Origin of the sequence: Streptomyces sp. NPDC006512 (genome assembly GCF_040611935.1) — a bacterium.
GTDB lineage: Bacteria > Actinomycetota > Actinomycetes > Streptomycetales > Streptomycetaceae > Streptomyces.
In genome coordinates this window covers 38,166-60,597 of record NZ_JBEXPG010000053.1, presented here as the reverse complement: position 1 = coordinate 60,597, position 22,432 = coordinate 38,166, and the positions used below count along the sequence as shown (strand labels likewise).

23 protein-coding genes are annotated in these 22,432 nt (G+C 73.5%); 9 read left to right on the top strand and 14 right to left on the bottom strand.

Annotated elements, in window-relative coordinates; all coding sequences use genetic code 11:
* Nucleotides 1-389 precede the first annotated feature (389 nt).
* The 3 genes from ABZZ17_RS30130 to ABZZ17_RS30120 all read left to right on the top strand — a co-directional run bounded on the left by ABZZ17_RS30130 (nt 390) and on the right by ABZZ17_RS30120 (nt 3,170).
* A complete protein-coding gene (locus ABZZ17_RS30130) occupies nt 390-674 on the top strand; it encodes a hypothetical protein (RefSeq protein WP_356880614.1) in 285 nt (94 codons plus the stop codon).
* Between the two features lie 159 nt (nt 675-833).
* The gene (locus tag ABZZ17_RS30125) at nt 834-2,078 is read left to right on the top strand and encodes an Ig-like domain-containing protein (protein ID WP_356880618.1); all 1,245 of its coding nucleotides are present in this window, start codon (nt 834-836) and stop codon (nt 2,076-2,078) included.
* A gap of 120 nt (nt 2,079-2,198) precedes the next feature.
* On the top strand, nt 2,199-3,170 hold the full coding sequence (locus ABZZ17_RS30120) for a GNAT family N-acetyltransferase (RefSeq protein WP_356880612.1): 972 nt from the start codon (nt 2,199-2,201) through the stop codon (nt 3,168-3,170).
* An 88-nt stretch (nt 3,171-3,258) separates the two neighbouring features.
* On the opposite strand, the gene ABZZ17_RS30115 is transcribed toward ABZZ17_RS30120, so the two are convergent.
* Nucleotides 3,259-4,149, bottom strand: coding sequence for a helix-turn-helix transcriptional regulator (locus tag ABZZ17_RS30115; protein ID WP_356880610.1), 891 nt, complete (start codon nt 4,147-4,149; stop codon nt 3,259-3,261).
* 209 nt (nt 4,150-4,358) lie between these two features.
* Between ABZZ17_RS30115 and ABZZ17_RS30110 the strand changes: the two genes are divergently transcribed.
* Nucleotides 4,359-5,405 carry an NAD(P)-dependent alcohol dehydrogenase gene (locus ABZZ17_RS30110; protein WP_356880608.1) on the top strand — a complete coding sequence of 349 codons (1,047 nt, stop codon included), beginning with the start codon at nt 4,359-4,361 and terminating at the stop codon, nt 5,403-5,405.
* Between the two features lie 55 nt (nt 5,406-5,460).
* On the opposite strand, the gene ABZZ17_RS30105 is transcribed toward ABZZ17_RS30110, so the two are convergent.
* Both ABZZ17_RS30105 and ABZZ17_RS30100 read right to left on the bottom strand, forming a co-directional pair.
* On the bottom strand, nt 5,461-5,805 hold the full coding sequence (locus tag ABZZ17_RS30105; protein WP_356880606.1) for a MerR family transcriptional regulator: 345 nt from the start codon (nt 5,803-5,805) through the stop codon (nt 5,461-5,463).
* A 12-nt stretch (nt 5,806-5,817) separates the two neighbouring features.
* The gene (locus ABZZ17_RS30100; RefSeq protein ID WP_356880604.1) at nt 5,818-6,645 is read right to left on the bottom strand and encodes an SDR family oxidoreductase; all 828 of its coding nucleotides are present in this window, start codon (nt 6,643-6,645) and stop codon (nt 5,818-5,820) included.
* A gap of 148 nt (nt 6,646-6,793) precedes the next feature.
* Between ABZZ17_RS30100 and ABZZ17_RS30095 the strand changes: the two genes are divergently transcribed.
* Entirely contained in the window at nt 6,794-8,968 is a 2,175-nt protein-coding gene (locus ABZZ17_RS30095; protein ID WP_356880602.1) for a sulfatase-like hydrolase/transferase, read from the top strand.
* A 9-nt stretch (nt 8,969-8,977) separates the two neighbouring features.
* Here the strand turns inward: ABZZ17_RS30095 and ABZZ17_RS30090 are convergent, their stop codons facing one another.
* The 7 genes from ABZZ17_RS30090 to ABZZ17_RS30060 form a co-directional block, all read right to left on the bottom strand.
* Entirely contained in the window at nt 8,978-9,589 is a 612-nt protein-coding gene (locus tag ABZZ17_RS30090; protein ID WP_356880600.1) for a hypothetical protein, read from the bottom strand.
* Nucleotides 9,586-10,254, bottom strand: coding sequence for a peptide-methionine (S)-S-oxide reductase MsrA (msrA, locus tag ABZZ17_RS30085; protein ID WP_356880598.1), 669 nt, complete (start codon nt 10,252-10,254; stop codon nt 9,586-9,588). Before msrA ends, ABZZ17_RS30090 begins: the two co-directional genes overlap by 4 nt.
* Nucleotides 10,255-10,335: 81 nt before the next feature.
* Nucleotides 10,336-11,496, bottom strand: a complete 1,161-nt coding sequence (locus ABZZ17_RS30080) for a hypothetical protein (protein WP_356880596.1) — start codon at nt 11,494-11,496, stop codon at nt 10,336-10,338.
* Nucleotides 11,493-13,091 carry a M48 family metallopeptidase gene (locus ABZZ17_RS30075; RefSeq protein ID WP_356880594.1) on the bottom strand — a complete coding sequence of 533 codons (1,599 nt, stop codon included), beginning with the start codon at nt 13,089-13,091 and terminating at the stop codon, nt 11,493-11,495. Before ABZZ17_RS30075 ends, ABZZ17_RS30080 begins: the two co-directional genes overlap by 4 nt.
* 98 nt (nt 13,092-13,189) lie before the next feature.
* The gene (locus ABZZ17_RS30070) at nt 13,190-13,717 is read right to left on the bottom strand and encodes a hypothetical protein (protein ID WP_356880592.1); all 528 of its coding nucleotides are present in this window, start codon (nt 13,715-13,717) and stop codon (nt 13,190-13,192) included.
* A complete protein-coding gene (locus ABZZ17_RS30065; protein ID WP_356880590.1) occupies nt 13,668-14,219 on the bottom strand; it encodes a hypothetical protein in 552 nt (183 codons plus the stop codon). The genes ABZZ17_RS30070 and ABZZ17_RS30065 overlap by 50 nt, the downstream gene beginning before the upstream one ends.
* Nucleotides 14,220-14,350: 131 nt before the next feature.
* Complete coding sequence (locus tag ABZZ17_RS30060) at nt 14,351-15,469, bottom strand: hypothetical protein (protein WP_356880588.1); 1,119 nt, start codon at nt 15,467-15,469, stop codon at nt 14,351-14,353.
* Nucleotides 15,470-15,617: 148 nt separating this feature from the next.
* Between ABZZ17_RS30060 and ABZZ17_RS30055 the strand changes: the two genes are divergently transcribed.
* Nucleotides 15,618-16,775: a cystathionine gamma-synthase gene (locus ABZZ17_RS30055; RefSeq protein ID WP_356880586.1), complete on the top strand. Its 1,158-nt coding sequence runs from the start codon at nt 15,618-15,620 to the stop codon at nt 16,773-16,775.
* A 31-nt stretch (nt 16,776-16,806) separates the two neighbouring features.
* Here the strand turns inward: ABZZ17_RS30055 and ABZZ17_RS30050 are convergent, their stop codons facing one another.
* From ABZZ17_RS30050 to ABZZ17_RS30040, 3 genes are all read right to left on the bottom strand, one after another.
* Nucleotides 16,807-17,058: a hypothetical protein gene (locus tag ABZZ17_RS30050; protein ID WP_356880584.1), complete on the bottom strand. Its 252-nt coding sequence runs from the start codon at nt 17,056-17,058 to the stop codon at nt 16,807-16,809.
* Nucleotides 17,055-17,552 (bottom strand): sigma factor-like helix-turn-helix DNA-binding protein, encoded by a 498-nt coding sequence (locus ABZZ17_RS30045; protein ID WP_356880582.1) that lies wholly within the window; start codon nt 17,550-17,552, stop codon nt 17,055-17,057. Before ABZZ17_RS30045 ends, ABZZ17_RS30050 begins: the two co-directional genes overlap by 4 nt.
* Nucleotides 17,553-17,633: 81 nt before the next feature.
* Nucleotides 17,634-18,155, bottom strand: a complete 522-nt coding sequence (locus tag ABZZ17_RS30040) for a MarR family transcriptional regulator (protein WP_356880580.1) — start codon at nt 18,153-18,155, stop codon at nt 17,634-17,636.
* 261 nt (nt 18,156-18,416) lie between these two features.
* Here ABZZ17_RS30040 and ilvA point away from each other — a divergent pair, with 261 nt between their 5' ends.
* From ilvA to ABZZ17_RS30025, 3 genes are all read left to right on the top strand, one after another.
* Entirely contained in the window at nt 18,417-19,649 is a 1,233-nt protein-coding gene (ilvA, locus tag ABZZ17_RS30035; RefSeq protein WP_356880578.1) for a threonine ammonia-lyase, read from the top strand.
* 169 nt (nt 19,650-19,818) lie between these two features.
* A complete protein-coding gene (locus tag ABZZ17_RS30030; RefSeq protein WP_356880576.1) occupies nt 19,819-20,874 on the top strand; it encodes an ATP-binding cassette domain-containing protein in 1,056 nt (351 codons plus the stop codon).
* Nucleotides 20,871-21,734, top strand: a complete 864-nt coding sequence (locus ABZZ17_RS30025) for an ABC transporter permease (protein WP_356880574.1) — start codon at nt 20,871-20,873, stop codon at nt 21,732-21,734. Before ABZZ17_RS30030 ends, ABZZ17_RS30025 begins: the two co-directional genes overlap by 4 nt.
* Before the next feature lie 90 nt (nt 21,735-21,824).
* Here ABZZ17_RS30025 and greA read toward each other — a convergent pair whose 3' ends face one another.
* Nucleotides 21,825-22,322, bottom strand: coding sequence for a transcription elongation factor GreA (gene greA / locus ABZZ17_RS30020; protein WP_356880572.1), 498 nt, complete (start codon nt 22,320-22,322; stop codon nt 21,825-21,827).
* Nucleotides 22,323-22,432: the final 110 nt, after the last annotated feature.

Sequence of the window (22,432 nt, the reverse complement as noted above, 5' to 3'; positions counted from 1 at the left end):
GGGGGGGGGGGGGGGGGGGGGGGGGGGGGGGGGGGGGGGGGGGGGCGGGGGGGGGGGGGGGGGGGCCCCCGGGGCCGGGGGGGGGGGGGGGGGGGGGGGGGGGGCCCGGGCGCCCCCCGACGGGTGGTGCCCCGGAGCGGTGGCGTTCGCCGACGGGACGAACCACAGGGCGGCGAGGAGGGTGGTCGCTCCGAGAGCGGTGAGCAGCGGTCGACGTGCGGACACGGGGCGATCCCCCTTGCGGAAGCAGCGAATTGGCCGTGTGCGCAGATGCTAGTGAAAGGGGCGGGTCGTGGGAAAGTCGAGGCTGTCGCGGGCTTACTCTCCGTCGTATGAACCCTTCTGAGACATCACGATTTGTACGACTTCGAGTTGATTTGGTACTTGAGGTGTCCGACTCCGAGGCGCTGATCGGGGCGGCGCTCGGGCACATCAAGGCCGACGAGTTCATGCCGGACGAGGAGCGCGGCCACGCCGAAACCGCCGTCCGGCAGGACGAATCGGAGGCGCTGGCCTACCTGGTGGACCCCACCGACCTGGTCGCGGAGCTGCCCGGAGTCGAGCTGGCGCAGGCCTCCTGGAGCAGCGAACCCGTCGAATACGACCCCGAGTCCTTGGAGTGGGACCTCGACGAGGAAGATGGTGACTTCGAGGAAGAGGCGGACAACGCCTGACCGTGGGGTTGCACACATTCGAACGGAGTGTGGAACCGAACCGCGTCGTTAACGCGTTGTCAGGACGAGCAGGGGGTCATGCCCCCTGCCCGGCCCAATCCCGGGAATGCAGCCTCGGGGTTTCCGGCAACGATGGAGTGACGTGTGAGGACGTACAGCATGCGGCGGAGAAGGTCCCTGGTGGCCGTATCCGCCGTGCTCGGTGGCGTACTGATGCTCTCGGCCTGCAACGACGGGGGTAGCGAGAAGCCTCAGGGCAGCGCGGAGACGGGCAAGGCGCAGGCGGATGTCGACGCGGCGGCGGCCAAGGACGCCTCCAAGGCGAAGATAGCCATCACGCCCAAGGACGGTTCCACCAACATAGGTCTGACCGACGCGGCGAACGTCACCGTCAGCGACGGCAAGCTGACCCAGGTCGAGCTGAAGAGCTCCGAGGGCGCCGTCGTGGCGGGCAAGATAGCCGCCGACGGGAAGAGCTGGAAGCCGGACGGAGCGCTCAAGCGCTCCACGAAGTACGCCCTGGCGGCGACCGCGAAGGACGAGGCCGGGCGCGAGGCGCACGAGAACGCCTCGTTCACCACCCTCTCCCCGGAGAACAGCTTCGTCGGCTCGTTCGTCCCGGACGAGGGCCAGACGGTCGGCGTGGGCATGCCGGTCTCGATCACCTTCAACAAGCCGATCAAGGACCAGAAGGCGGTCCAGGCGGCGATCTCGGTCAGCTCCAGCAGCGGCCAGGAGGTCGTCGGCCACTGGTTCGGCAACCAGCGCCTGGACTTCCGCCCGGAGAAGTACTGGCAGGCGAACTCCACGGTCACCCTGAAGCTCGCGCTCCAGGGCGTGCAGGGCGCGCCCGGCATCCAGGGCGTGCAGAACAAGACCGTCACCTTCAAGATCGGCCGGAGCCAGGTCTCCACCGTCGACGTGAAGGCGAAGACGATGACGGTCTCCCGCGACGGCGCGGTCCTCAAGACCATCCCGATCTCGGCCGGTTCCCCGGAGAACCCCACGTACAACGGCCAGATGGTGATCTCCGAGAAGTTCAAGGAGACCCGGATGGACGGTGCCACCGTCGGCTTCAAGGGCAACGACGGCAAGGGCGAGTACGACATCAAGGACGTCCCGCACGCGATGCGGCTGTCCACCTCCGGAACCTTCATCCACGGCAACTACTGGGGATCGGACTCGATCTTCGGCAAGAGCAACACCAGCCACGGCTGTGTCGGTCTGAACGACGCCAAGGGCGCCAACGACCCGAACCAGCCCGGCGCGTGGTTCTTCGACAACTCGCTGATCGGCGACGTGGTCACCGTGGTGAACTCCCCGGACAAGACCATCAAGCCGGACAACGGCCTCAACGGCTGGAACATGGACTGGGCGGAGTGGAAGGCCGGCTCGGCCTCCTGACGGCCCGCGCCACCACCAGCTGAACCCCGGACGGCGGGGAGCCCGGCAAGGGCTCCCCGCCGTCCGCGCGTTCGGGGCCGGGCGGGCGGGACCGTGACGGCACGGCCTAAGGTCGGGAACATGACGAAGATCGACGTGCTGGCCGTGCCCCCGACCGACGAAGACGTGGACACGTGGTGGGCGGTGCAGGTCGCCGCCCACGCAGCCGACGCCGCCGCACTGCCCGGCGTACCCGCCCCCACCCGGCTGGAGGCCGCCGGGCGGCTGCGCGTACCGCCGGCCCGCGGCCGGTTCCTCCACTGCGCGGAGGCCGACGGCGAGGGCCACGCCGCCCTGCTGCTGTTCACGGAGGAGGGCAACACCCACACCGCCTTCCTCGACGAGCTGACGGTCCGCCCCGACGCCCGCCGCCGCGGCGTCGGCACCGCCCTGTGGGAGCGGGTCCGCGCCGAGCTGATCGCCGACGGCCGGACCTCCGTGTCCACCGGAGCCGACCTCGGCGGCCCCGGGCAGGCCTTCCTGGAGTCCCTCGGCTTCGAGAACGTCCTCCCGATGGCCTGGTACGTCCAGGAACTCGCGGAGGCGACGGAAGCGGAGGCCCCGGACGTCGCCGGGTACGAGCTCCTCACCTGGTCGGGCCTGGTCCCCGACGCCTGGGCCCCGGCCGCCGCCGTGGCCCACGGGGCGATGGAGGAGGCCCCCAGCGGGGATTCCGACGAACGGTTCACGGCCTGGACCCCGGAGCGGGTGCACGCCGCACAGCGGCTCGTCCTGGACCGCGGCGGCAAGATGCTGATGGTCGCGGCCGTCACCCCCGCCGGGGAGATCGCCGCCTACACCGCGCTGGTCCTCCCGGACCCGGACGGGCCGCGCGCCCTCCAGTACGACACCGTCGTCGTACCGGGCCACCGGGGCCGCGGCCTGGGCCGCGCGGTCAAGCTCCGCATGCGGGCGGAAGTCGCGGCACGGCACCCCGGGCTGCGCCGGATCGGTACGACCGTCGCCGACGGGAACGGACCGATGCTCGCCGTGAACGAGGCCCTCGGCTACCGGCGCGAGCGCGGCGCGGCGATCTTCCAGCTCCAGCTCTGACCCGGGACGACGGACCGGAGAGGGCGGACCCGGGACGACGGGCCGCGGACGACGTCGGACCGGGGACGACGGGTGGTGCGCCCGCGCCTCAGGCCGGCTCTTCCGCGCGGGCGGCCGGCGCCTCCGTCGGGGCCGGCGCCGACCAGGACGACAGCAGCCGCAGGGCGTCCGCCGAGGGGGAGCCCGGCACGGCGTGGTAGGTCACCAGGAATTGCGCCGGGTCGTCGGGCAGCGCCAGCGTCTCGAAGGGCAGCACCAGCTCGCCCACCACCGGGTGGCGCAGCCGCTTCACCCCGTGCGTCTTCTTGTCCGCCACCGTGTGCGCCGCCCACAGCCTGCGGAACTCCTCGCTCTTCACGGACAGTTCCCCGACCAGCACCGACAGCTGCTCGTCGTCGGGGAACTGGCCCGCGTACATGCGCAGGTTGCTGACGACCTCGCAGGCCCGGCACTCCCACTCCGCGTACAGCTCGGCCGTCGCCGGGTCCAGGAACACCATCCGCACCAGGTTCCGCTCCGCCGCCGGCAGCGCCCCGAAGTCCCCGAAGACGGCCGCCCCGAGCCGGTTCCAGCCGATGACGTCCTGCCGCCGCCCCACCAGGTACGCCGGTACGCCCTCCATCGCCTCCATCAGGCCGCGCAGCTCCGGGCGGACCCGCTGCGGGCGCCGGGACCGGCTGCGGCCGCGGGTGCGGGGGCTCGCCAGGTGCGTCAGGTGCGCCGACTCCGTGGCGTCCAGCCGCAGCGCCCGCGCGATGGAGTCCAGGACCTCCGCCGACACGTTGTGGCCGTGGCCCTGCTCCAGGCGCGTGTAGTACGCCACCGACACCCCGGCCAGCTGCGCCAGCTCCTCGCGGCGCAGCCCCGGGACCCGGCGGTGGCGCCCGTAGTCGGGCAGGCCCACGTCCTCGGGGCGCAGCCGGGCCCGGCGGGTGCGCAGGAACTCGCCCAGTTCGGCTCGCTGATCAAGCTGGTCCATACCACCAGTATCCCCGTGCGGGGTGCGCGCTGCGGGGGTCATCCTGACCCCGCCAAGGGTAGGTCCGGCAGTCCTAGGCACAGCAGGGGTCTGGGTGGGCCGCGCGGACCGGGGCAAGGTGGAAGTACCGCAGCACCGGATGCCGGACCCCCGGCGTCGCCCACCGTGCGACGTCACCGCCGGCGTCCTCGTCAGAGGAGATCACCCCCATGTCCGTCACCCAGGTACCCGCCTACGCCGCCCCCGCCGCCAAGGCCCCGCTGGAGCGCGTCACCGTTCCGCGCCGCCCGGTCGGCGAACACGACGTCCTCATCGACATCAAGTACTCCGGCATCTGCCACTCCGACATCCACCAGGCCCGCGACGGCTGGGGCGAGGGCATCTTCCCGATGGTCCCGGGCCACGAGATCGCCGGGATCGTCACCGAGACCGGTGCGGGCGTGACGAAGTTCGCCGTCGGCGACCGGGTGGGCGTGGGCTGTTTCGTGGACTCCTGCCGGGAGTGCGAGTACTGCCTGCGCGGCCAGGAGCAGTACTGCGTCAAGGGCATGACCGGCACCTACAACGCCCTCGACAAGGACGGCGCGCCCACGTACGGCGGCTACTCCAGCCACATCGTCGTCGACGAGAACTACACCCTCCGCATCCCCGACGGCCTCTCCCTCGACGTCGCCGCGCCGCTGCTGTGCGCCGGCATCACCCTCTACTCCCCGCTGCGGCACTGGCAGGCCGGCCCCGGCAAGAAGGTCGCGATCGTCGGCCTCGGCGGGCTCGGCCACATGGGCGTGAAGATCGCTTCCGCCCTCGGCGCCGAGGTCACCGTCCTGTCGCAGAGCCTGCGCAAGAAGGAGGACGGCCTGAAGCTGGGCGCCTCCCACTACTACGCGACCAGCGACCCGAGCACCTTCGAGGAGCTCGCCGGCACCTTCGACCTCATCGTGTCCACGGTCTCCGCGCCGCTCGGCCTCGACCGCTACCTCGCCCTGCTGAAGGTCGACGGAGCGCTGGTGAACGTCGGCGCGCCGGAGGAGCCGGTCGAGCTGAACCTGTTCTCCGTCATCGGCGGCCGCAAGACCCTCGCCGGGTCGATGATCGGCGGCATCCCCGAGACCCAGGAGATGCTCGACTTCTGCGCCGAGCACGGGCTGGGCGCGGAGATCGAGCTGATCGGCGCCGACCAGATCAACGAGGCCTACGAGCGGGTCCTGTCCAGCGACGTCCGCTACCGCTTCGTGATCGACGCGGCGACGATCTGACCCCGACGGGGTGACCGGGGGCGGTCCTGCGGGTCCAGGGGCCGGCGGGCCGCCCTCAGAGCGCTCCCAGAGCCCTGCGGAGCCGGTCGCGCGCGGCCGTCTGCGCGGCGATCCGGGCCTCCAGGACGGCGAGCCGCTCCCGGGCCACCGCCAGCCCCTTCGGGGAGGGCGGCCCGGCGGCCACGTCCCCGTCCAGGCAGGGCAGGAACACCTCCACGTCGGCGAGGGTGAGCCCCGCGTCGAGCAGGGTGCGGATGTTGCGGACCCGTACGACGGCCGTGGCCCCGTAGACGCGGTAGCCGTTCGCGGCCCGCTCCGACGAGATCAGCCCGGCCTGCTCGTAGTGGCGCAGGGCGCGGGCGCTGGTCCCCGTCGCCGCGGCGAGTTCCCCGATGAGCACGGACCCATCGTCTCAGGCGGGCAACGCGCCCCCGTCGACCGGGAGCACGACGCCCGTCACGAACGAGGCCGCCGGATCGGCGAGCCGGCACACCGCCCAGGCGACCTCCTCCGGCCGTCCCACCCGCCCCAGCGGAGTGCGCGCCACCTGCCAGGCCCGTACCCGGGCGGCCCGCTCCGCGCTCAGCCCCTGGTGCGCGGCGATCGGCGTCTCCACGGCGCCCGGAGCGACCGCGACGACCCGGACGCCGCGCGGGGCGAGCTCCACCGCCCAGCTGCGGGTGAGGCTGTCGAGGGCCGCCTTGGTCGCGGCGTAGACCGAGTTCCCGGGCCAGCCCCGCTGCCCGACGGCGGTGGTGACGTTGACGACGACCCCGGCCCCGGCGGCCTCCAGGGCGGGCAGCGCGGCCCGGGTGAGCAGGACGGGCGCGACGAGGTTGGTGCCCAGCTGGTCGGTGACGGCTCCCTCCGCGAGGCCGTCCAGGGGGCCGCTGCGCACGATCCCCGCGTTGTTCACGAGCACGTCCAGGCGCCCGTGGGAGTCCAGGACCTCCCGTACGAGCCGCTCCGGCCCGCCCGGCGCGGCCACGTCCCCCGTCAGGGGGTGGATCCCGGGGTGTCCGGCGGCGGTGTCGGCAAGGGGCCCGGGGCGCCGGCCGACGACGACCACCCGGTGGCCGTCCGCGGCGAAGGCCCGGGCGGTGGCGCGGCCGATGCCGGTGCCGCCGCCGGTGACGAGGACGACCCGCCGGCGGGTGGCGTCGGTGCCGGCGGCGCCCTCAGTGGCGGCCGTGGTGGAGTGCGGGGCGCGGGTGGTGTGCGTGGTGTGCGTGGTGTTCATGGAGCCAGGCAACAACCCTGACACCAGGGGCAAGGTCAAGCGGGCCCGGCCCGCCGCGTCACACGTTCTTCACGCCCCGTGCATGGTCTTCGCGCGGCCCGGCTGCCGATGATCTCCTCACCGCCCCGTCGCAGCCAAGGAGTTCACCATGCCCAGCCGCCGCCACTTCCTCGCCGGATCCGCGGCCGCCGTCGGGCTGGCCGCCCTGCCCCAACTGCCCGCGTCCGCACCGGCGTCCGCCGCGGAGAGCGCCGGGGCCGCGGCGGGCTCGGCGCCCCACCTCGTGGTGATCCTGGCCGACGACCTCGGCTACGGCGACCTCGCCCCGTACGGCCAGAAGCTGATCACCACCCCGCGCATCGCCCAACTCGCCGCCGAAGGGCTTAAGTTCACCGACGCCTACGCGGCCGCCGCCGTCTGCGCCCCCTCCCGGGCGGCCCTGCTGACCGGCCTGCACACCGGGCACGCGCCGGTCCGCGCCAACCCGGGCAGCGGCGGCCAGGTCGGCCTCGGCGCCGGGGACACCACCTTCGCGGAAGTGCTCCGGGCGCGCGGCTACCGTACGGGCCTGTTCGGGAAGTGGGGCTTCGGCCCGGAGGCCGCGGACCAGCCGAGCCATCCGTCGGCGCGCGGCTTCGAGGAGTTCTACGGGTACATCGACCACAGCCACGCCCACCAGTACTACCCCTCCTACCTGTGGCACAACGGCGCCAAGGAGACAGTGCCGGCGGGCACTTTCGCCCCCGGGGCGATCGCCGAACGCGCCCTCGCCTTCATCGACGAGCACGCGTCCGGACCGGACCCCTTCCTGCTCTTCCTCACCCCGAACCTGCCGCACGCGCCCAGCGAGGTCCCGGACACCACCGCGTACGCGTCGAAGCCCTGGAGCCAGTCGAACAAGGCGCACGCGGCGCAGGTCAGCCTCCTCGACGCGCAGGTCGGCGCGGTCGTCGACCGGCTCCGGGCGCGCGGGATCGCCGACCGCACGGTGGTCCTGGTCGCCTCCGACAACGGCCCCCACGAGGAGGGCGGGGTGGACCCCGACCTGTTCGACGCCAACGGTCCGCTGCGCGGCTACAAGCGCAACCTCTACGAGGGCGGCGTACGGGTCCCGCTGATCGCCTGGGCCCCCGGCCGGATCGCCGCGGGCACCACCAGCGCCCGCCCCACCCCGCTCTACGACGTCCTGCCGACCCTCGCCGACCTGGCGGGCGCCCCCGCCCCCTCCGACATCGACGGCCTCTCCGCCGCCCCCGTCCTCGCCGGGGCCGCCGCGCTGGCCCCGCTCCACTCCCACCTGTACTGGTACCGGGACGAGCAGGGCGTCACCTCCCGGGCCAACGCCCAGGACGGCGGCCGGGCCAAGCGGGTCGCCGAGGCGATCCGCAAGGACCGCTGGAAGGGCGTACGGTTCGCCCCCGCACGGGACCGCAACGCCCCGGACGCGCAGTGGCAGTTCGAGCTGTACGACCTGAGCGCCGACCTCGGCGAGCAGCGTGACGTGGCGGCGGCGAACCCGGCGACGGTCGCCTCGCTGACGGCGCTGCTGCGCGCGTCCTGGTCGGAGACCTACCCGCGCCGGGCCTGGGGGCTCACGGCGACCGCGGACGGGGTGAACGTGACGACCCGGCTCGCGAACGGCACCGCCAGGGCCTGGCCGGACGTCCGGGTGGAGCTCGCCGTCCCGGCGGGCTGGACGGCGACCCCGGCCGGTCCGGTGTCGGCGGCCTCCCTGGCCCCGGGCGCGTCCCTGACGACGGTGTGGAAGGTGACGTCCCCCGCGGCGGCGCCGGGCGAGGTCACGGCGTCCGCCACGACCTCCGCGTTCCGTTTCACCGCGCCCGCACGGTTCACCCCGCTCCCGGCCCCGCCCGCCCGGGACTCCTACCTCAGCGACCTGCCCTGGGTCTCCGCCGCCAACGGCTGGGGCCCCGTCGAACGGGACCGCTCCAACGGCCGCAAGGAGGCGGGCGACGGCACCCCGATCGCCTTCGGCGGCGTGACGTACGCCAAGGGCCTCGGCGTGCACGCCCCGTCGGAGGTCGTCTACCACCTGGGCGGCCGCGCGGCCCGCTTCACGGCCCTGGTCGGCATCGACGACTTCTCGAAGCAGCAGTCGTCCGCCGGCGCCACCCGCGCCGTGGTCCGCGCGGACGGCCGCACCCTGCACACCACCGCGACCCTGACGGCCGCCGGCGGACCCGCGTCCATCGACCTCGACGTCACCGGCGTCCGCCTGCTCCACCTCGTGGTGGAGGATGCCAACGGCAGTTCCGCCTTCGACCACACCTCGTGGGCCCGCGCCCACGTCACGGTGGTCTGAGCCCCTCCGTCAGTACCCCGAGGAGTGGGCGGACAGCCAGGCGGTGTGCCGGGCCCGCATCCGGTCGCGTTCCCCGGGGGTGGGCAGGACGACGTCCGCGCCGCCGTCGTACGGGTGGTGGATGCGGGTGAGCCCGGGGTCGGTCACGAAGACCCCGGGCAGGGTGTCGTCCGCGACGGCGCGGAGCAGCGGGTCGATGCAGCCGCGCCGCCAGGGGCGGCGGTCGGCGTAGAAGTACCAGCGTGTGGGGTCGTCGGCGTCTTCGGTGTCGTCCAGGGTGGTCCACAGCGTGCCCTCCGGGTGGAGGGCGGCGCGGTGGGCCGACCACTGCGTCGGCTCGGCCGGGTCGGCCCAGTCGGTGGTCACCACGTACGCCTCGCCGCCCGCGAAGAGCTCGTCGAGGACGGTGTTGTACCGGTCGAGGAGGACCGCGTACTCGGCCTCGTCCTCCGCGTAGCGCTTCGACTCCGGCAGGCTGTGGAACCGCACCCAGCGCTCCCCGTAGACCCTCTTCAGCTCCCACGGCAGGACCGGCCCGGCGGGCTTGTGGGCCTGCCAGAGCCGGGTCAGGTGCTCGTGCGCCGGGTCGGGGAGCGGGCCGGCCGCCGGCCCGCCGGTCACTCTCCGGGGGCGGCGGCGACGCCGATCGGGCAGGAGACGCCCGTGCCGCCGATGCCGCAGTAGCCGCCCGGGTTCTTGTCGAGGTACTGCTGGTGGTCCGGTTCCGCGGGCCAGAAGGGGCGCTCCGACGCGGGGAGGACGGCGGTGGTGATCTCGCCGTGCCCCGAGGCGGTCAGGACGCGCTGGTAGGCGGCGCGGGAGGCCTCGGCCGTGGCCTGCTGGGCGGGGGAGTGGGTGTAGACCGCCGAGCGGTACTGGGTGCCGACGTCGTTGCCCTGGCGGAAGCCCTGGGTGGGGTCGTGGGACTCCCAGAACAGCTTGAGGAGGGTCTCGTAGGAGACGAGCGCGGGGTCGAAGACCACGCGGACGACCTCGGTGTGCCCGGTCAGGCCGGAGCAGACCTCCTCGTAGGACGGGTTCTCGGTGAAGCCGCCCTGGTAGCCGGCCAGGGTGGTCCACACCCCGGGGGTCTGCCAGAACTTGCGCTCCGCGCCCCAGAAACACCCGAGGCCGAAGTCGGCCACTTCCAGGTGCGCGGGGTACGGACCGGTCAGGGGGTTGCCGAGGACGGTGTGGCGCTCGGGCAGGGAGAACTGCGGCTGCGGGCGGCCCTTCAGGGCCTCCTCGCGGGTGGGCAGCTCGGGCGTGCGGCGGTACGAGAACATGGATTCCCTCCTTGTAGTCCTGACAACGGCGGGGGGCGGGCCGGGATTCCCCGCCCCGCCCCCCGCCCCCCGCGCGGCGGGTCAGTCCTCCAGCTCGGTGACGCGGACCGCCCAGTTCCGTGCGTACAGGTAGCGCTCCTTCGGGTTCCCCGCGTAGTACCAGGGCATCGCGCCGATGTGGCCGTCGACGTGCCGGAACTGTTCGACGGCCTCCGCGTCCCGGTCCTGCCAGAACAGCAGGTAGGCCAGCACGTGGCGCAGCTGGACCGCCCGCGGGTCGGCCGGGTCGGCCGCCGCGAGGTCGGCGAGGGCCTCGTCGACGGCCGTGCGGATCTCCGGCCGGGGGTAGAAGTCCTCCGCCTTCAGGTCGTCCTCGTACGTCTCCTGCTCCACGTACGCGATCAGCGGCAGCAGCGACAGCAGGTCGCCGGGCGCCGCCGCGGCGGCGGCGTCGCGGGCGAAGGCGAGGGAGCGCTCGTGCGAGCCGCGCCACTTGCGCGCCCAGTACTGCATGGCGTTGGTGTGGGCGCTCAGGCCCTTCGGGTCGCGCGAGACGATCTCGGTCCACAGCCGCTCGTACCGCTCGTGCGGGTACATCAGGCCGAGCGCGACGGCCTGCTCCACCATGTACGGGACCGGGTCGGCCGGGTCGGCGAGTTCCTGGGCCGCGTGGACGGCCTTCTGGGCGCCGCGCAGCAGGTCGTGGAAGACGTCGAACTGTTCCGCGGAGGTGTGGCGGGCCCAGGCCGACCCCCGGACCTCCCACGCGACGAGGACGGCGTTGTCGGCGTGGACGGTGGCGGCGGACGGGTCCTGCGGGCGGGCGGCGCGCCAGGCCAGCAACCAGGCGTCGTCCTCGACGGCGGCCTCGGCGAGGGCGCGGACGCGGTGCCAGCGCTCCTCCCAGTCGGTTCCGGCGGCTTCGAGGTGGGCGGCGCCCGCCTCCCAGTCCCCGGCCCGTACGGCGGCCAGGGCGGCGGTCCGTTCGGCCGGGACGGGCGCGGGGTGGTCGGTGTCGAGCCGGTCCTCCGGTACGAAGCCGAGGGCGACGACCCGCTCCGCCTCGTCGGCCTTCGCTTCGGCCTTGAGGCCTTCGGTGCGGGCGCGCAGTTCCGCTCCGGCGGCTTCGAGGCCTTCGATCTTCTCGGTCAGCTTCCTGGCCTTGCGGATCACGTAGAAGCCGCGGGCGACGTAGAGGGCGCCCGCGAGGAGCAGGGTGGCGAGGACGAGGAGGACGATCACGGGGCGAGCACCAGCTTCCGCAGCGGTTCGGTGTCGCACGGGTCGGCGACGGCCGCGTCCAGGGCGGCCTCCAGACGGTCCTCGAAGTCCCCGGCCGGGTAGCGCAGTTCGGCCGAGTCGGACCAGGACAGCTGCCAGCGGGCGGTGCCGCGGGCGGTGAGCTCGGTGGTGACGAGCTGGTTCAGGGCCCGCCGGACGGCCGGGCGGGCGAACTCGCGGGCGGCGCGGCCGGTCGCGGCGGCGGCCTGCTCGGACTTCGGGAGGCGCTCGGCGAGCCGCCAGCGCAGCTGCGGGTCGGCTTCGATCGCGTCCAGCAGCGAGGCCAGGCCGTCGCCCGCGCCCTCGGCGGCGACGGCCTCGCGGATGTCCTGCGAGCCCTGGCCGACGTAGCGGGTCATGCTCTCGTGGACCAGGTCCGCCCAGTCCAGCCGCTTGAGCGCGAGGGCCTCCGGGGTCAGGACGAGGGGCTCCAGAGCGGCCATGGCCGCGTCCGCGTCGGACAGCAGCTCCAGCGACGGGCGGGTGGCCTGGCCGGTGCGGCCGTCGTCGGGGAGGGCCTCGATACGGGCCACGCGCTCGGCGAGCGCGGGGTGGGAGTCGTACGGGGAGGCGGGCTCGTCGGAGAGCTCGGTGCGCAGCTCGTCGAGCTCCTCGGAGCGGGCGTCGAGGAGGTGGCGGAACCCGCCGAAGACCTGGCCTGGCAGGGGCAGCAGGCCGGCGTTCACGCCGAGGGTGGCGTAGGAGCCCATGTAGAAGGAGTGGGCGGAGCCGAGGGCGTTGAGTTCGCGCAGCGCGGAGGCGGTGGAGTCGCGGCCCGCGACGCGGACGGCGGCCAGGTCGGCGGCGAGCTCCTGGCGGCGGGAGGCCGTGAGGGTGGCGCGCATGTAGAACTTGGCGTAGGCGGTGTAGATCCCGGCCATGGCGCGGTAGGTGATGCCGTCGCCGCTGGTGTCGACCTCCTTGGCCTTCTTGCCCTTGGCGATGCGCTTCTCGGCCTGCTTCTCCTGCCGGGCGCGCTCCTTGGCCACCTTCTTGTCGGCCCGGTCGTTGAAGTGGCCGATGGTGCGGATCAGCTGGGCGCGGCCGCGGGCGATCAGCGGGGTGAGGCGGGTGTCGAGGTTGGCGTAGTGGCCCATCTCGTGGGCGAGGACGGCGCGCAGCTGCATCTCGTCCAGACCGCTCATCAGGGGCAGGCCGAGGTAGAGGCGGCGGGTGCCGGGCAGCAGGCCCAGCATCCGGGCGTCCTCGGCGACGGCCGCGTTGACCTCGTCGATCAGCAGGATCTCGTCGGGGGCGCGGGTGCCGACCTGGGCGGCGATGTCCCGGACGGCCTGCCACAGGGCGGGTTCCTGCGCCTCGGTGACGGGGATTCCGGGCAGCGGCTCGGACTTGGGGGTGCGGAGCATGAACATGCCGCGCACGATCGGGATCGCGAGGACCACGCAGACGATGAGGATCTTGCCGGCGACGGCGCCGTGCAGCCAGGTGCCGTTGGCCCAGGCCAGGAGGCCGAGGACGGCGAGCAGGACGACGCCGAGCAGGTAGAAGCCGGCGAGCAGGACGAGCGCGCGCAGCGCGCGGAGTGAAGCGCCCATAAGGACAGGTCCCCCCAGGGGATGAAGAGGTGGTGCGGGTGGTGAAGGGTGCCGGAGACGGCCGGTGCCGGGTGTGCGGCGGGGAGGCCGCGGGCGGGTCAGCCGCGGCGTGCGCCGTGGGCGGCGCGCCCCCGGGCGAGGTCGAACGCGGCCACGGGACCGGCGTCGTCGGTGTTCCAGGGCGCGGCGCCGCAGTGGGGTCCGAGGGCGCGGAACTGGTCGAGCGCCGCGGCGTGCAGTCCGGCCTCGCCCAGGCGGTGCGCGAGCCGGTGGCGCACCCGGGGCAGTCCCTCGTGGCCGGCGGGTACGGTCTCCAGCCGGCGGGCGACGTCGGTGAGCACGGCCCGGTTCCGCTCGGAGCGGGCGGTACGGGAGGCGCGGGAGCCGCGCAGTTCGTCCAGCGCGAGGAGGTAGACCCCGGGCAGGAGGCTGCCGGCGGGGGCCTGGGCGACGGCCCGCTCGGCGAATTCGGTCATCAGGTCGTCGGAGCCGTGCCACTTCGTGCACCAGTACTGCATGGCCTGCCAGTGGGCGGCGGTGTGGTGCGGGGCGCGGCGGGTGAGGTTGCGCCACAGGTCACCGAACTGGCTGTGCGAGTACGACAGGGCCCGCGCGGCCGTGATCATGACGACCCAGGGGGCCGGGTCCTCGGGGGCCAGGTCGGCGGCGCTGCGCGGCGGCCACCGCGGCGGGCAGCTGCGCCATGAACCGGCTCATGTCCGCGTCCGGCACCTCGCGGGCGACGGCGGAGCCGCGGACCGCCCAGGCCCGGCTGACCAGCAGGTGGGCGTGCACGGTGGCGGCGTCGCCGTCGGCGGGTTCGGCGGCGCGCCAGTCGGTGAGCCAGCGGTCGTCGGCGCCCGAGAGCCGGATCAGCAGCTCCAGCCGGGTCCAGCGCTCGTCCCAGTCCGTCCCGGCCGCCCGGACGTGGGCGGCGGCGGGCCGCCACTCGCCGGCGTGGGCGGCGGCGGCGACCCGGCCGCGCTCGGCCGCGCGGGCCGGGTCCCCCTCGGGGCCCGCGGTGAGCGGGTCGAGCCGTTCGCGGGGGAGGAGGCCGAAGGCCGCCGGGTCGAAGCGGGTACGGGCCCAGCGGGTGGCGAGCGCGCGGGCGGCGCGATTGACGATCACGGCCGGAATCATGCGGCCTGATCCTCACTTACGGCAACTTTATTGGCCAACGATCATCGAAGGGTTGCCGGGAGACCTCCCAGGCCGTTCCCCAGAGACCTCCCCGGCCATCCCGGAGAGACCTTCCCAGGTCAGTGCGGCAGCGTCGCCGGAGACCCGCCGTTCGCCTCGTACCCCGCCACCGCCAGCGCCCGGTACACCGCGTACGTCGCCGCCGGGTCCGGAGCCGTCGACCACGGCAGCGCGCCGACGTACCCGTCCACGTGCCGCACCTGCTCGATCGCCTCCGCCCAGCGCTCCATGTTCACGAGGAACACCAGCAGCAGGTGCCGTACGTGCGCCAGCATCGGGTCGTCCGCGCGCGCCGTGCGCACCGCGTACATCGCCCCCTCCACCGCCCGCGTCACGACCGCGCTCTGGTAGAAGCCCTGCACCAGATTGACCTCGGGCAGGTGCTCGTACACCGCGAACAGCGGCAGCGCCGCCAGCAGCGAACCCTGCGGGGCGCGGGCGGCGGCCGCGTGCGCGAACGCGTCGGCCTTCTCCCGCGAACCGTGCCACTTCTCGCACCAGTAGTGCAGCGCCGCCAGGTGCGCGCCCATGTGCTGCGGCGCCACGTCGATGATCTTCGCCCAGAGGGCGTCGAACTCCGCCTCCGAGTAGCCCAGCGCCCGCGCGACCGCCAGCTCCGTGATGTGCGGGACCGGGTCGCCCGGGGCCAGCAGCGCCGCCTTGCGGCACGCGTCCCGGGCCTCCTCCAGGATGATCCGGTGGTCGGTGGAGCCCACGCCGCCCGAGTGCCGCCACGCCTGCTGCACCAGCAGCTCCGCGTGCACCTGCGCACCGCCCGCGTCCTTCTCCGCCTCCAGCCGCCAGGCCTTCAGCCACTGCGCCCCGCCCCCGGGCTGCCGTACGAGCTCCAGCGCCGCCGCCCCGCCGAAGGACTGCACCCGCTGCCAGCGCTGCTCGCCCTCCTTCGGGGTCCCCGCGAGCAGGGCCGAAGCGGCCTGCCAGTGACCGCTGCGCTGGACGTTGCCCAGAGCGTCCATCAGGTCCTGGTCGGGCCCGGGCACCCGGATGTCCAGCTGCTCCTCCCGTACGAAGCCGTAGTCGGACGGGTCGGCGGCGTCGGGGCTGCCGGGCGCCACCCGGCGGATGCCGCCGCCGTAACCGCCCCGCGCGCGGCGCACGATCGGCATCGCGACGGCCACGACCAGGACCACGGCCATCAGGACCAAGAGAATCTCCATACCGCCAAGCGAACCAGACGCACGGGGGCTAAGGCCAATGGTCCGGCTCCCGGACCCCGCTCCAGGTCAGGAGGCCAGGTCAGCGGCCCGTCGCCCACCCGTCAGGCCAGGAGAGGACCACGGCCCGGACGGGGCATAGCATCTGCCCATGAGCGACGACAGCCACGAGCACCAGAGCTTCGAGACCCGCGCGATCCACGCGGGCAACTCGGCGGACCCGCTGACCGGCGCGGTCGTGCCCCCGATCTACCAGGTGTCCACGTACAAGCAGGACGGCGTGGGCGGTCTGCGCGGCGGCTACGAGTACAGCCGCAGCGCCAACCCGACCCGTACCGCGCTGGAGGAGAACCTCGCGGCGCTGGAAGGCGGCCGCCGCGGCCTCGCCTTCGCGTCCGGGCTCGCCGCCGAGGACTGCCTGCTGCGCACCCTGCTCTCCCCGGGCGACCACGTGGTCATCCCCAACGACGCCTACGGCGGCACCTTCCGCCTCTTCGCGAAGGTCGTCTCCCGCTGGGGCGTGGAGTGGTCGGTGGCCGACACCTCGGACCCCGCGTCCGTGCGCGCCGCCCTCACCCCGAAGACGAAGGTCATCTGGGTCGAGACCCCCTCCAACCCGCTGCTCGGCATCACGGACATCGCCGTGGTCGCCGACATCGCGCGCACGGCCGGCGCCAAGCTGGTCGTCGACAACACCTTCGCCTCCCCCTACCTCCAGCAGCCCCTCGCGCTCGGCGCGGACGTGGTCGTGCACTCCCTGACGAAGTACATGGGCGGCCACTCCGACGTCGTCGGCGGCGCCCTGGTCACCGCGGACGAGGCCCTCGGCGAGGAACTGGCCTACCACCAGAACGCGATGGGCGCGGTCGCCGGGCCCTTCGACTCCTGGGTCGTGCTGCGCGGCATCAAGACCCTGGCCGTGCGCATGGACCGGCACGCGGAGAACGCGGGCAAGATCGTGGAGGTGCTCAAGCGCCACCCGAAGGTCACCCAGGTCCTCTACCCGGGCCTGCCCGAGCACCCGGGCCACGAGGTCGCCGCGAAGCAGATGCGCAACTTCGGCGGGATGCTCTCCTTCCGCGTCGAGGGCGGCGAGGAGGAGGCCGTGGCGGTCTGCGGCCGCACCAAGATCTTCACCCTCGCCGAGTCCCTGGGCGGCGTCGAGTCCCTCATCGAGCACCCGGGCCGGATGACCCACGCCTCGGTGGCCGGCTCGGCCCTGGAGGTCCCGGCGGACCTGATCCGCGTCTCCGTCGGCATCGAGAACGCCGACGACCTCATCGCGGACCTGACCCAGGCCCTCGGCTAGTCCGTACCCGGTCCCCTTCGCCCCTGGAGCGCTACCAGCCCTCCAGGGGCGGGGAGATGCCGCTCGGCGGCGTCACCCACGGCCGGGTCAGCGAGGCCCACACCGTGAAGGCCACCGCCGCCGCGAACAGCAGCGACCAGCCCAGGCGGCGCAGGGCCCGGCGGCGGCGCAGCAGCCGCCGGCCGTGCGTGGCGGCAGCCGCCGCGAGACCGGCCGGAACGACCGGATGCGGACCCTCCAGCAGCGCCCTGACCTGGGCCTCCTTACGGTCGAGGGAGCTCATGCGGCCCCCCGCCGGGATGCGCTGTCGGCCCCGTCGGCCGGTCCCGGGCCCCCGCCGGCCCCCGCGCCCGGCCCCGCCCGCATGATCGCGACGGCCCGGTTGCAGACGGCCTCCACCCGCTCGGGCGGCAGCCCCAGCTGGGCGGCCGTGACCTCCTCGGCGACACCCTCGTAGACCCGCATGACCAGCACGAGCCGCTCCAGCGGGCTCAGCCGCGCCAGGACCCCGGTACCGCCCGGGTGCCGCCAGGCCGTGCGGGCGTACGCGGCGCACAGCTCCTGCCGGGTGTGGTCGTACGGATCGTCGCCGCGCAGCCTGCTCCAGTGCGCGTACGTACGGGCCAGCGCCCCCGCGAGCAGCCGGCGCGCCGCCCCGGTCTCGGACGGGGGTTCCGCCGTCAGCAGGACCGCGACGTGCAGCAGCCGCCCCGCCGCGCCCGCGACGAAGGCCTCGAACTCCGGGTCGCGCCCCGAACGCCGGTCCACAGCCCACATACTGCGGCCGGTGCCACCACCCCGGTCAAGGGGTCGGACGGACCCGGATCGCCGCGCGGGCGTCCGGGGGACGCCAGGGGCTCAGGAAGCCGGACCGCCCTCGACGGCGGCCGCCATCAGCTCCGACAGCGACAGGTTGAAACGGGTCAGCAGCGTCGTGAAGGACTCGCGCTCCTCCTCGGCCCAGTCCTCGGTCACGCGCGCCATCAGCTCGCGCCGCGAGGACCGCACCTCCTCCAGGCGGGCCAGCCCGCGCGGGGACAGCGCGAGGACCACGGCCCGCCCGTCCTCGGGGTGCGAGGTCCGCTTGACGAGACCGCTGTCGACGAGCGGGGCGACCTGCCGGGTGACCGTCGACGAGTCGATGCCCATCCCGCCCGCGAGGGCCTTGACGCCCATCGGGCCTTCCAGGTCGAGCCGGTTCAGCAGCAGGTACGCGGCGCGGTCCATCGAGTTGCGCGCCTGTCCGACGCCGCCGAGACGGGTCTGCTCCGCCCGCCGGGCGAACACCGCGACCTGGTGCTGGAGCGCGTCGAGGAGACCCGCTCCGGCGGGCGCTTCGGCCGCCGTGGGCAGGTCGGAACTGGCCGGGATGGAGGGCATGGCCGTGGGCTCTCTTCGCATGGGGCCGACAAGGATGGGGGACAGAGTACGCGGCCGTGCGGCGGCTCGTACGCCGCGTACGAGAACTGGTACGGCCCACGGGCCCGGCCGCGCCGGGGCCGTCCCGGATGGCGAGATTTCGCCCCTTCCGCCCGTGCCCCGCGGCGGCCCGCCTAACCCGTGCCGTCCGGCCCCGCCCGGCCGGTCCCGGCCCCCGGCCGTCCATGAGCCGTGACCTGCGGGGGCTGCGAGACTGGCCGTATGAACTACCGCGTGCCCCAGCCCGTCCCCCAGGTCATGCTCGACGACGTCCGCGGGGCCCAGAAGATGCTCTCCGGCGTTTCCCGGGTCACCCCGATGGAAGGCAGCCGGCACCTCTCCTCGCTCACCGGCTCCCCGGTCCACCTCAAGTGCGAGAACCTCCAGCGGACCGGTTCCTTCAAGCTGCGCGGCGCGTACGTGCGCATCGCGGGCCTGCGCCCCGAGCAACGGGCGGCCGGGGTCGTCGCCGCGAGCGCCGGCAACCACGCGCAGGGCGTCGCCCTGGCCTCCTCGCTCCTCGGGGTCCGCTCCACGGTGTTCATGCCCGTCGGCGCCCCGCTGCCGAAGGTGGCCGCGACCCAGGAGTACGGCGCAGAGGTCCGCCTGCACGGCCAGGTCGTCGACGAGACCCTCGCGGCCGCCCAGGACCACGCGGACCGCACCGGGGCGGTGTTCATCCACCCCTTCGACCACCGCGACATCATCGCCGGCCAGGGCACGGTCGGACTGGAGATCCTGGAGCAGTGCCCCGAGGTCCGCACGATCCTCGTCGGCATCGGCGGCGGCGGACTCGCCGCGGGCGTCGCGGTCGCCGTGAAGGCCCTGCGCCCCGACGTCAAGGTCATCGGCGTGCAGGCGGCGGGCGCGGCCGCGTACCCGCCCTCGCTGAAGGTCGGCCACCCGGTGTCGGTCGACAACCCGGTCACCATGGCCGACGGCATCAAGGTCGGCCGCCCCGGCGACATCCCCTTCCACATCATCGGCGAGCTCATCGACGACGTGCGCACCGTCTCCGAGGACGCCCTCTCCAGCGCCCTGCTCCTGTGCCTGGAGCGGGCGAAGCTGGTGGTCGAGCCGGCCGGCTGCAGCCCCGTCGCGGCGCTGCTGAGCGAGCCCGAACTGTACGGTGCCGGGCCGGTGGTCGCCGTCCTGTCCGGCGGGAACGTCGACCCCCTGCTGCTCCAGCGGATCCTGCGGCACGGCATGGCCGCCGCGGGCCGCTACCTGTCGCTGCGGCTGCGGGTCGCCGACCGGCCGGGCGCCCTGGCGGGCCTGCTCGGGGTGCTGTCCGAGCTGGACGCGAACGTGCTGGACGTCAGCCACGTACGGACCGACCCGCGCCTCGGGCTCACCGAGGTCGAGGTGGAACTGCACCTGGAGACGAAGGGGCCCAAGCACTGCGCGGAGGTGGCGCGCTCGCTGCACGGGGCCGGGTACACGGTCATCGGCTGACACCCGCGGGCCGGAAGACGGGTGGCCAAAAAGGCGTGGCACGGCTCGATATGACGCGTACCGTGAGGGGCGCCGGGCGCGGCTCGTCCGGCGCCCCTAGGATTTGCGTAGGAAAGTCCTGATTTTCCGGCCCGAAACCATCTGGCCTGATTGCTCTGGGAGAATCCGTATGCCAGGCGCCATCTACGCCGAAGGACTCGTCAAGACCTTCGGTGACGTACGGGCACTGGACGGCGTGGACCTCGACGTCCCCGAAGGCACCGTGCTGGGCCTCCTCGGCCCCAACGGCGCGGGCAAGACCACGACCGTGCGTGTCCTGACCACCCTCCTCCAGCCCGACAGCGGCCGGGCCGTCGTCGCCGGGATCGACGTCCTCAAACATCCCAACGAAGTCCGCCGCTCCATAGGCCTCTCCGGCCAGTTCGCCGCCGTCGACGAATACCTCACCGGCCGCGAGAACCTCCACATGGTCGGCCAGCTCTACCAGATGAGCGCCAAGCAGGCCAAGGCCCGGGCCGTCGAACTCCTCGACCGCTTCAACCTCGCCGAAGCCGCCGACCGCCCCGCCAAGACCTACTCCGGCGGCATGCGCAGGCGCCTCGACCTCGCCGCCGCCCTCGTCGTCAGCCCGCCCGTCATGTTCATGGACGAACCGACCACCGGCCTCGACCCCCGCAACCGCCAGGCCCTGTGGGACGTCATCGAGGAACTCGTCGCCGGCGGCACCACGCTGCTCCTCACCACCCAGTACCTGGAAGAGGCCGACCGCCTCGCCCACGACATCTGCGTGGTCGACCACGGCAAGGTCATCGCACGCGGCACCTCCGACCAGCTCAAGGCCCGCACCGGCGGCGAACGCGTCGAGGTCGTCGTGCACGACCCCGGCCACATCACCACCGCGCGCGAGGTCCTCGCCGGCTTCGGCAAGGGCGAGGCCACCGTCGAGGCGCACACCCGCAAGCTCACCGTGCCGGTCTCGGGCGGCGCCAAGCTCCTCGCCGAGGTCATCCGCGAACTCGACGGCCGGGGCGTCGAGATCGACGACATCGGCCTGCGCCGGCCCACCCTCGACGACGTCTTCATCTCCCTCACCGGCCACGCGGCCGAACTCAAGGCGGACGAGAACGGCGACGGCCGGGCCCCCGGGGCCGGCCCCGACGCCCCGGCCGCCCCCGCGACCGACGCCAAGGGCCGCAAGGCGACGCGCAAGGAGGCCGCGCAGTGACCATCACCTCCCCCACGCGGGAACTCGCCGCCCCCCGCCCGCGCGGCGGCCTCGCCCAGAGCGTCAAGGACTCCCTGGTGATCGCCAAGCGGAACCTGATCCGCATGACCCGGATCCCCGAGATGGTGCTGTTCGGGCTGATCCAGCCCGTGATGTTCGTGATCCTCTTCACGTACGTCTTCGGCGGCTCCATGCAGATCGGCACCAGCACCGACCCGGACGTCTACACGAACTTCCTCATGGCCGGCATCTTCGCGCAGACCGTCACCTTCGCCACCGCCGGCGCGGGCGCCGGCATCGCCGACGACATGCACAAGGGCCTCATCGACCGCTTCCGCTCCCTGCCCATGGCACGCGGCGCCGTCCTCACCGGCCGCACCATCGCGGACTCCGTACAGACCGCGCTGACCCTGTTCGTCCTCGCGATCGTCGCGCTGATCGTGGGCTGGCGCCCCGGCTACGCGGAGCCGACCAACATCGGCAAGGTCCTCGGCGGCTTCGGACTGCTGCTCCTGCTGGGGTACGCCTTCACCTGGATCGGCGCGCTCATCGGCCTGTCCGTGCGCACCCCCGAGGCGGCCACCTCCGGCGGGCTGATCTGGCTCTTCCCGGTCACGTTCATCTCGAACGCGTTCGTGGACACCAGCAACATGACCCCCTGGCTGCGCCACATCGCGGAGTGGAACCCCTTCAGCGCCACCGTGCAGGCCTGCCGCAAGCTCTTCGGCGACCCGGGCCTGTCCACCTCCGACGCCTGGCCGATGCAGAACCCGGTCTGGGCGTCGCTGATCTACTCCCTCGTGATCATCGTCATCTTCCGCACGCTCGCGGTCCGCAAGTACCGCTCGGCGGCGGTCTGAGACACCGGCACCGCGCTCACGACCTCGCGCGCGCACGACAGAGCCCCCGCCCGGACGGATCCGGACGGGGGCGCTCGCGGGAAGGGGTGATCAGCCGTTGAAGGGCTTGACGGCCAGGATCTTCACGGTGGCCTGCTTGCCGTTCGGCAGCTCGTACTGCGCGTCCTCACCGATCTTCTTGCCGTTCACGCCGCTGCCCAGCGGGGACTGCGGGGAGTACGTCTCGAAGTCGGACGACGCGTACTCGCGGGACGCGAGCAGGAACTCCAGGGTGTCGTCCTCGTCGCCGTCGAAGGCGATCGTCACGAGGGTGCCGGGGGCGACCACACCGTCCGAAGCGGGCGCGGTGCCGACCTTCGCCTTCTCCAGGAGCTGCGTCAGCTGGCGCACGCGGAGCTCCTGCTTGCCCTGCTCCTCCTTGGCCGCGTGGTAACCGCCGTTCTCACGCAGGTCGCCCTCCTCGCGGGCGGCTGCGATCTTCGTGGCGATCTCCGTGCGTGCGGGACCAGAGAGGTAGTCCAGCTCGGCCTTCAGCTGGTCGTACGCCGCCTGGGTCAGCCAGGTGACGCTCTCGCTCGTCTGGGTCACGGGTGCTCCTCGTCGGTACAGGGGACTACAAAGCCGCCAGCGGCGGGCGAAACCACGAGCCTAACAATTCGGGAAGAAAAGGGGGAGGACACCATGTGTATGAAGTGTGT

What these genes read in the sequence shown, in the direction of transcription:
- msrA (WP_356880598.1), bottom strand. Translation starts at nt 10,254, where the DNA reads ATGTTCTCGTACCGCCGCACGCCCGAGCTGCCCACCCGCGAGGAGGCC.
- ABZZ17_RS30120 (WP_356880612.1), top strand. Translation starts at nt 2,199, where the DNA reads ATGACGAAGATCGACGTGCTGGCCGTGCCCCCGACCGACGAAGACGTG.
- ABZZ17_RS30030 (WP_356880576.1), top strand. Translation starts at nt 19,819, where the DNA reads ATGCCAGGCGCCATCTACGCCGAAGGACTCGTCAAGACCTTCGGTGAC.
- ABZZ17_RS30125 (WP_356880618.1), top strand. Translation starts at nt 834, where the DNA reads ATGCGGCGGAGAAGGTCCCTGGTGGCCGTATCCGCCGTGCTCGGTGGC.
- ABZZ17_RS30070 (WP_356880592.1), bottom strand. Translation starts at nt 13,717, where the DNA reads ATGATCACGGCCGCGCGGGCCCTGTCGTACTCGCACAGCCAGTTCGGT.
- ABZZ17_RS30050 (WP_356880584.1), bottom strand. Translation starts at nt 17,058, where the DNA reads ATGAGCTCCCTCGACCGTAAGGAGGCCCAGGTCAGGGCGCTGCTGGAG.
- ABZZ17_RS30110 (WP_356880608.1), top strand. Translation starts at nt 4,359, where the DNA reads ATGTCCGTCACCCAGGTACCCGCCTACGCCGCCCCCGCCGCCAAGGCC.
- ilvA (WP_356880578.1), top strand. Translation starts at nt 18,417, where the DNA reads ATGAACTACCGCGTGCCCCAGCCCGTCCCCCAGGTCATGCTCGACGAC.
- ABZZ17_RS30100 (WP_356880604.1), bottom strand. Translation starts at nt 6,645, where the DNA reads ATGAACACCACGCACACCACGCACACCACCCGCGCCCCGCACTCCACC.
- ABZZ17_RS30040 (WP_356880580.1), bottom strand. Translation starts at nt 18,155, where the DNA reads ATGCCCTCCATCCCGGCCAGTTCCGACCTGCCCACGGCGGCCGAAGCG.
- ABZZ17_RS30055 (WP_356880586.1), top strand. Translation starts at nt 15,618, where the DNA reads ATGAGCGACGACAGCCACGAGCACCAGAGCTTCGAGACCCGCGCGATC.
- ABZZ17_RS30060 (WP_356880588.1), bottom strand. Translation starts at nt 15,469, where the DNA reads ATGGAGATTCTCTTGGTCCTGATGGCCGTGGTCCTGGTCGTGGCCGTC.
- ABZZ17_RS30045 (WP_356880582.1), bottom strand. Translation starts at nt 17,552, where the DNA reads ATGTGGGCTGTGGACCGGCGTTCGGGGCGCGACCCGGAGTTCGAGGCC.
- ABZZ17_RS30075 (WP_356880594.1), bottom strand. Translation starts at nt 13,091, where the DNA reads ATGGGCGCTTCACTCCGCGCGCTGCGCGCGCTCGTCCTGCTCGCCGGC.
- ABZZ17_RS30115 (WP_356880610.1), bottom strand. Translation starts at nt 4,149, where the DNA reads ATGGACCAGCTTGATCAGCGAGCCGAACTGGGCGAGTTCCTGCGCACC.
- ABZZ17_RS30095 (WP_356880602.1), top strand. Translation starts at nt 6,794, where the DNA reads ATGCCCAGCCGCCGCCACTTCCTCGCCGGATCCGCGGCCGCCGTCGGG.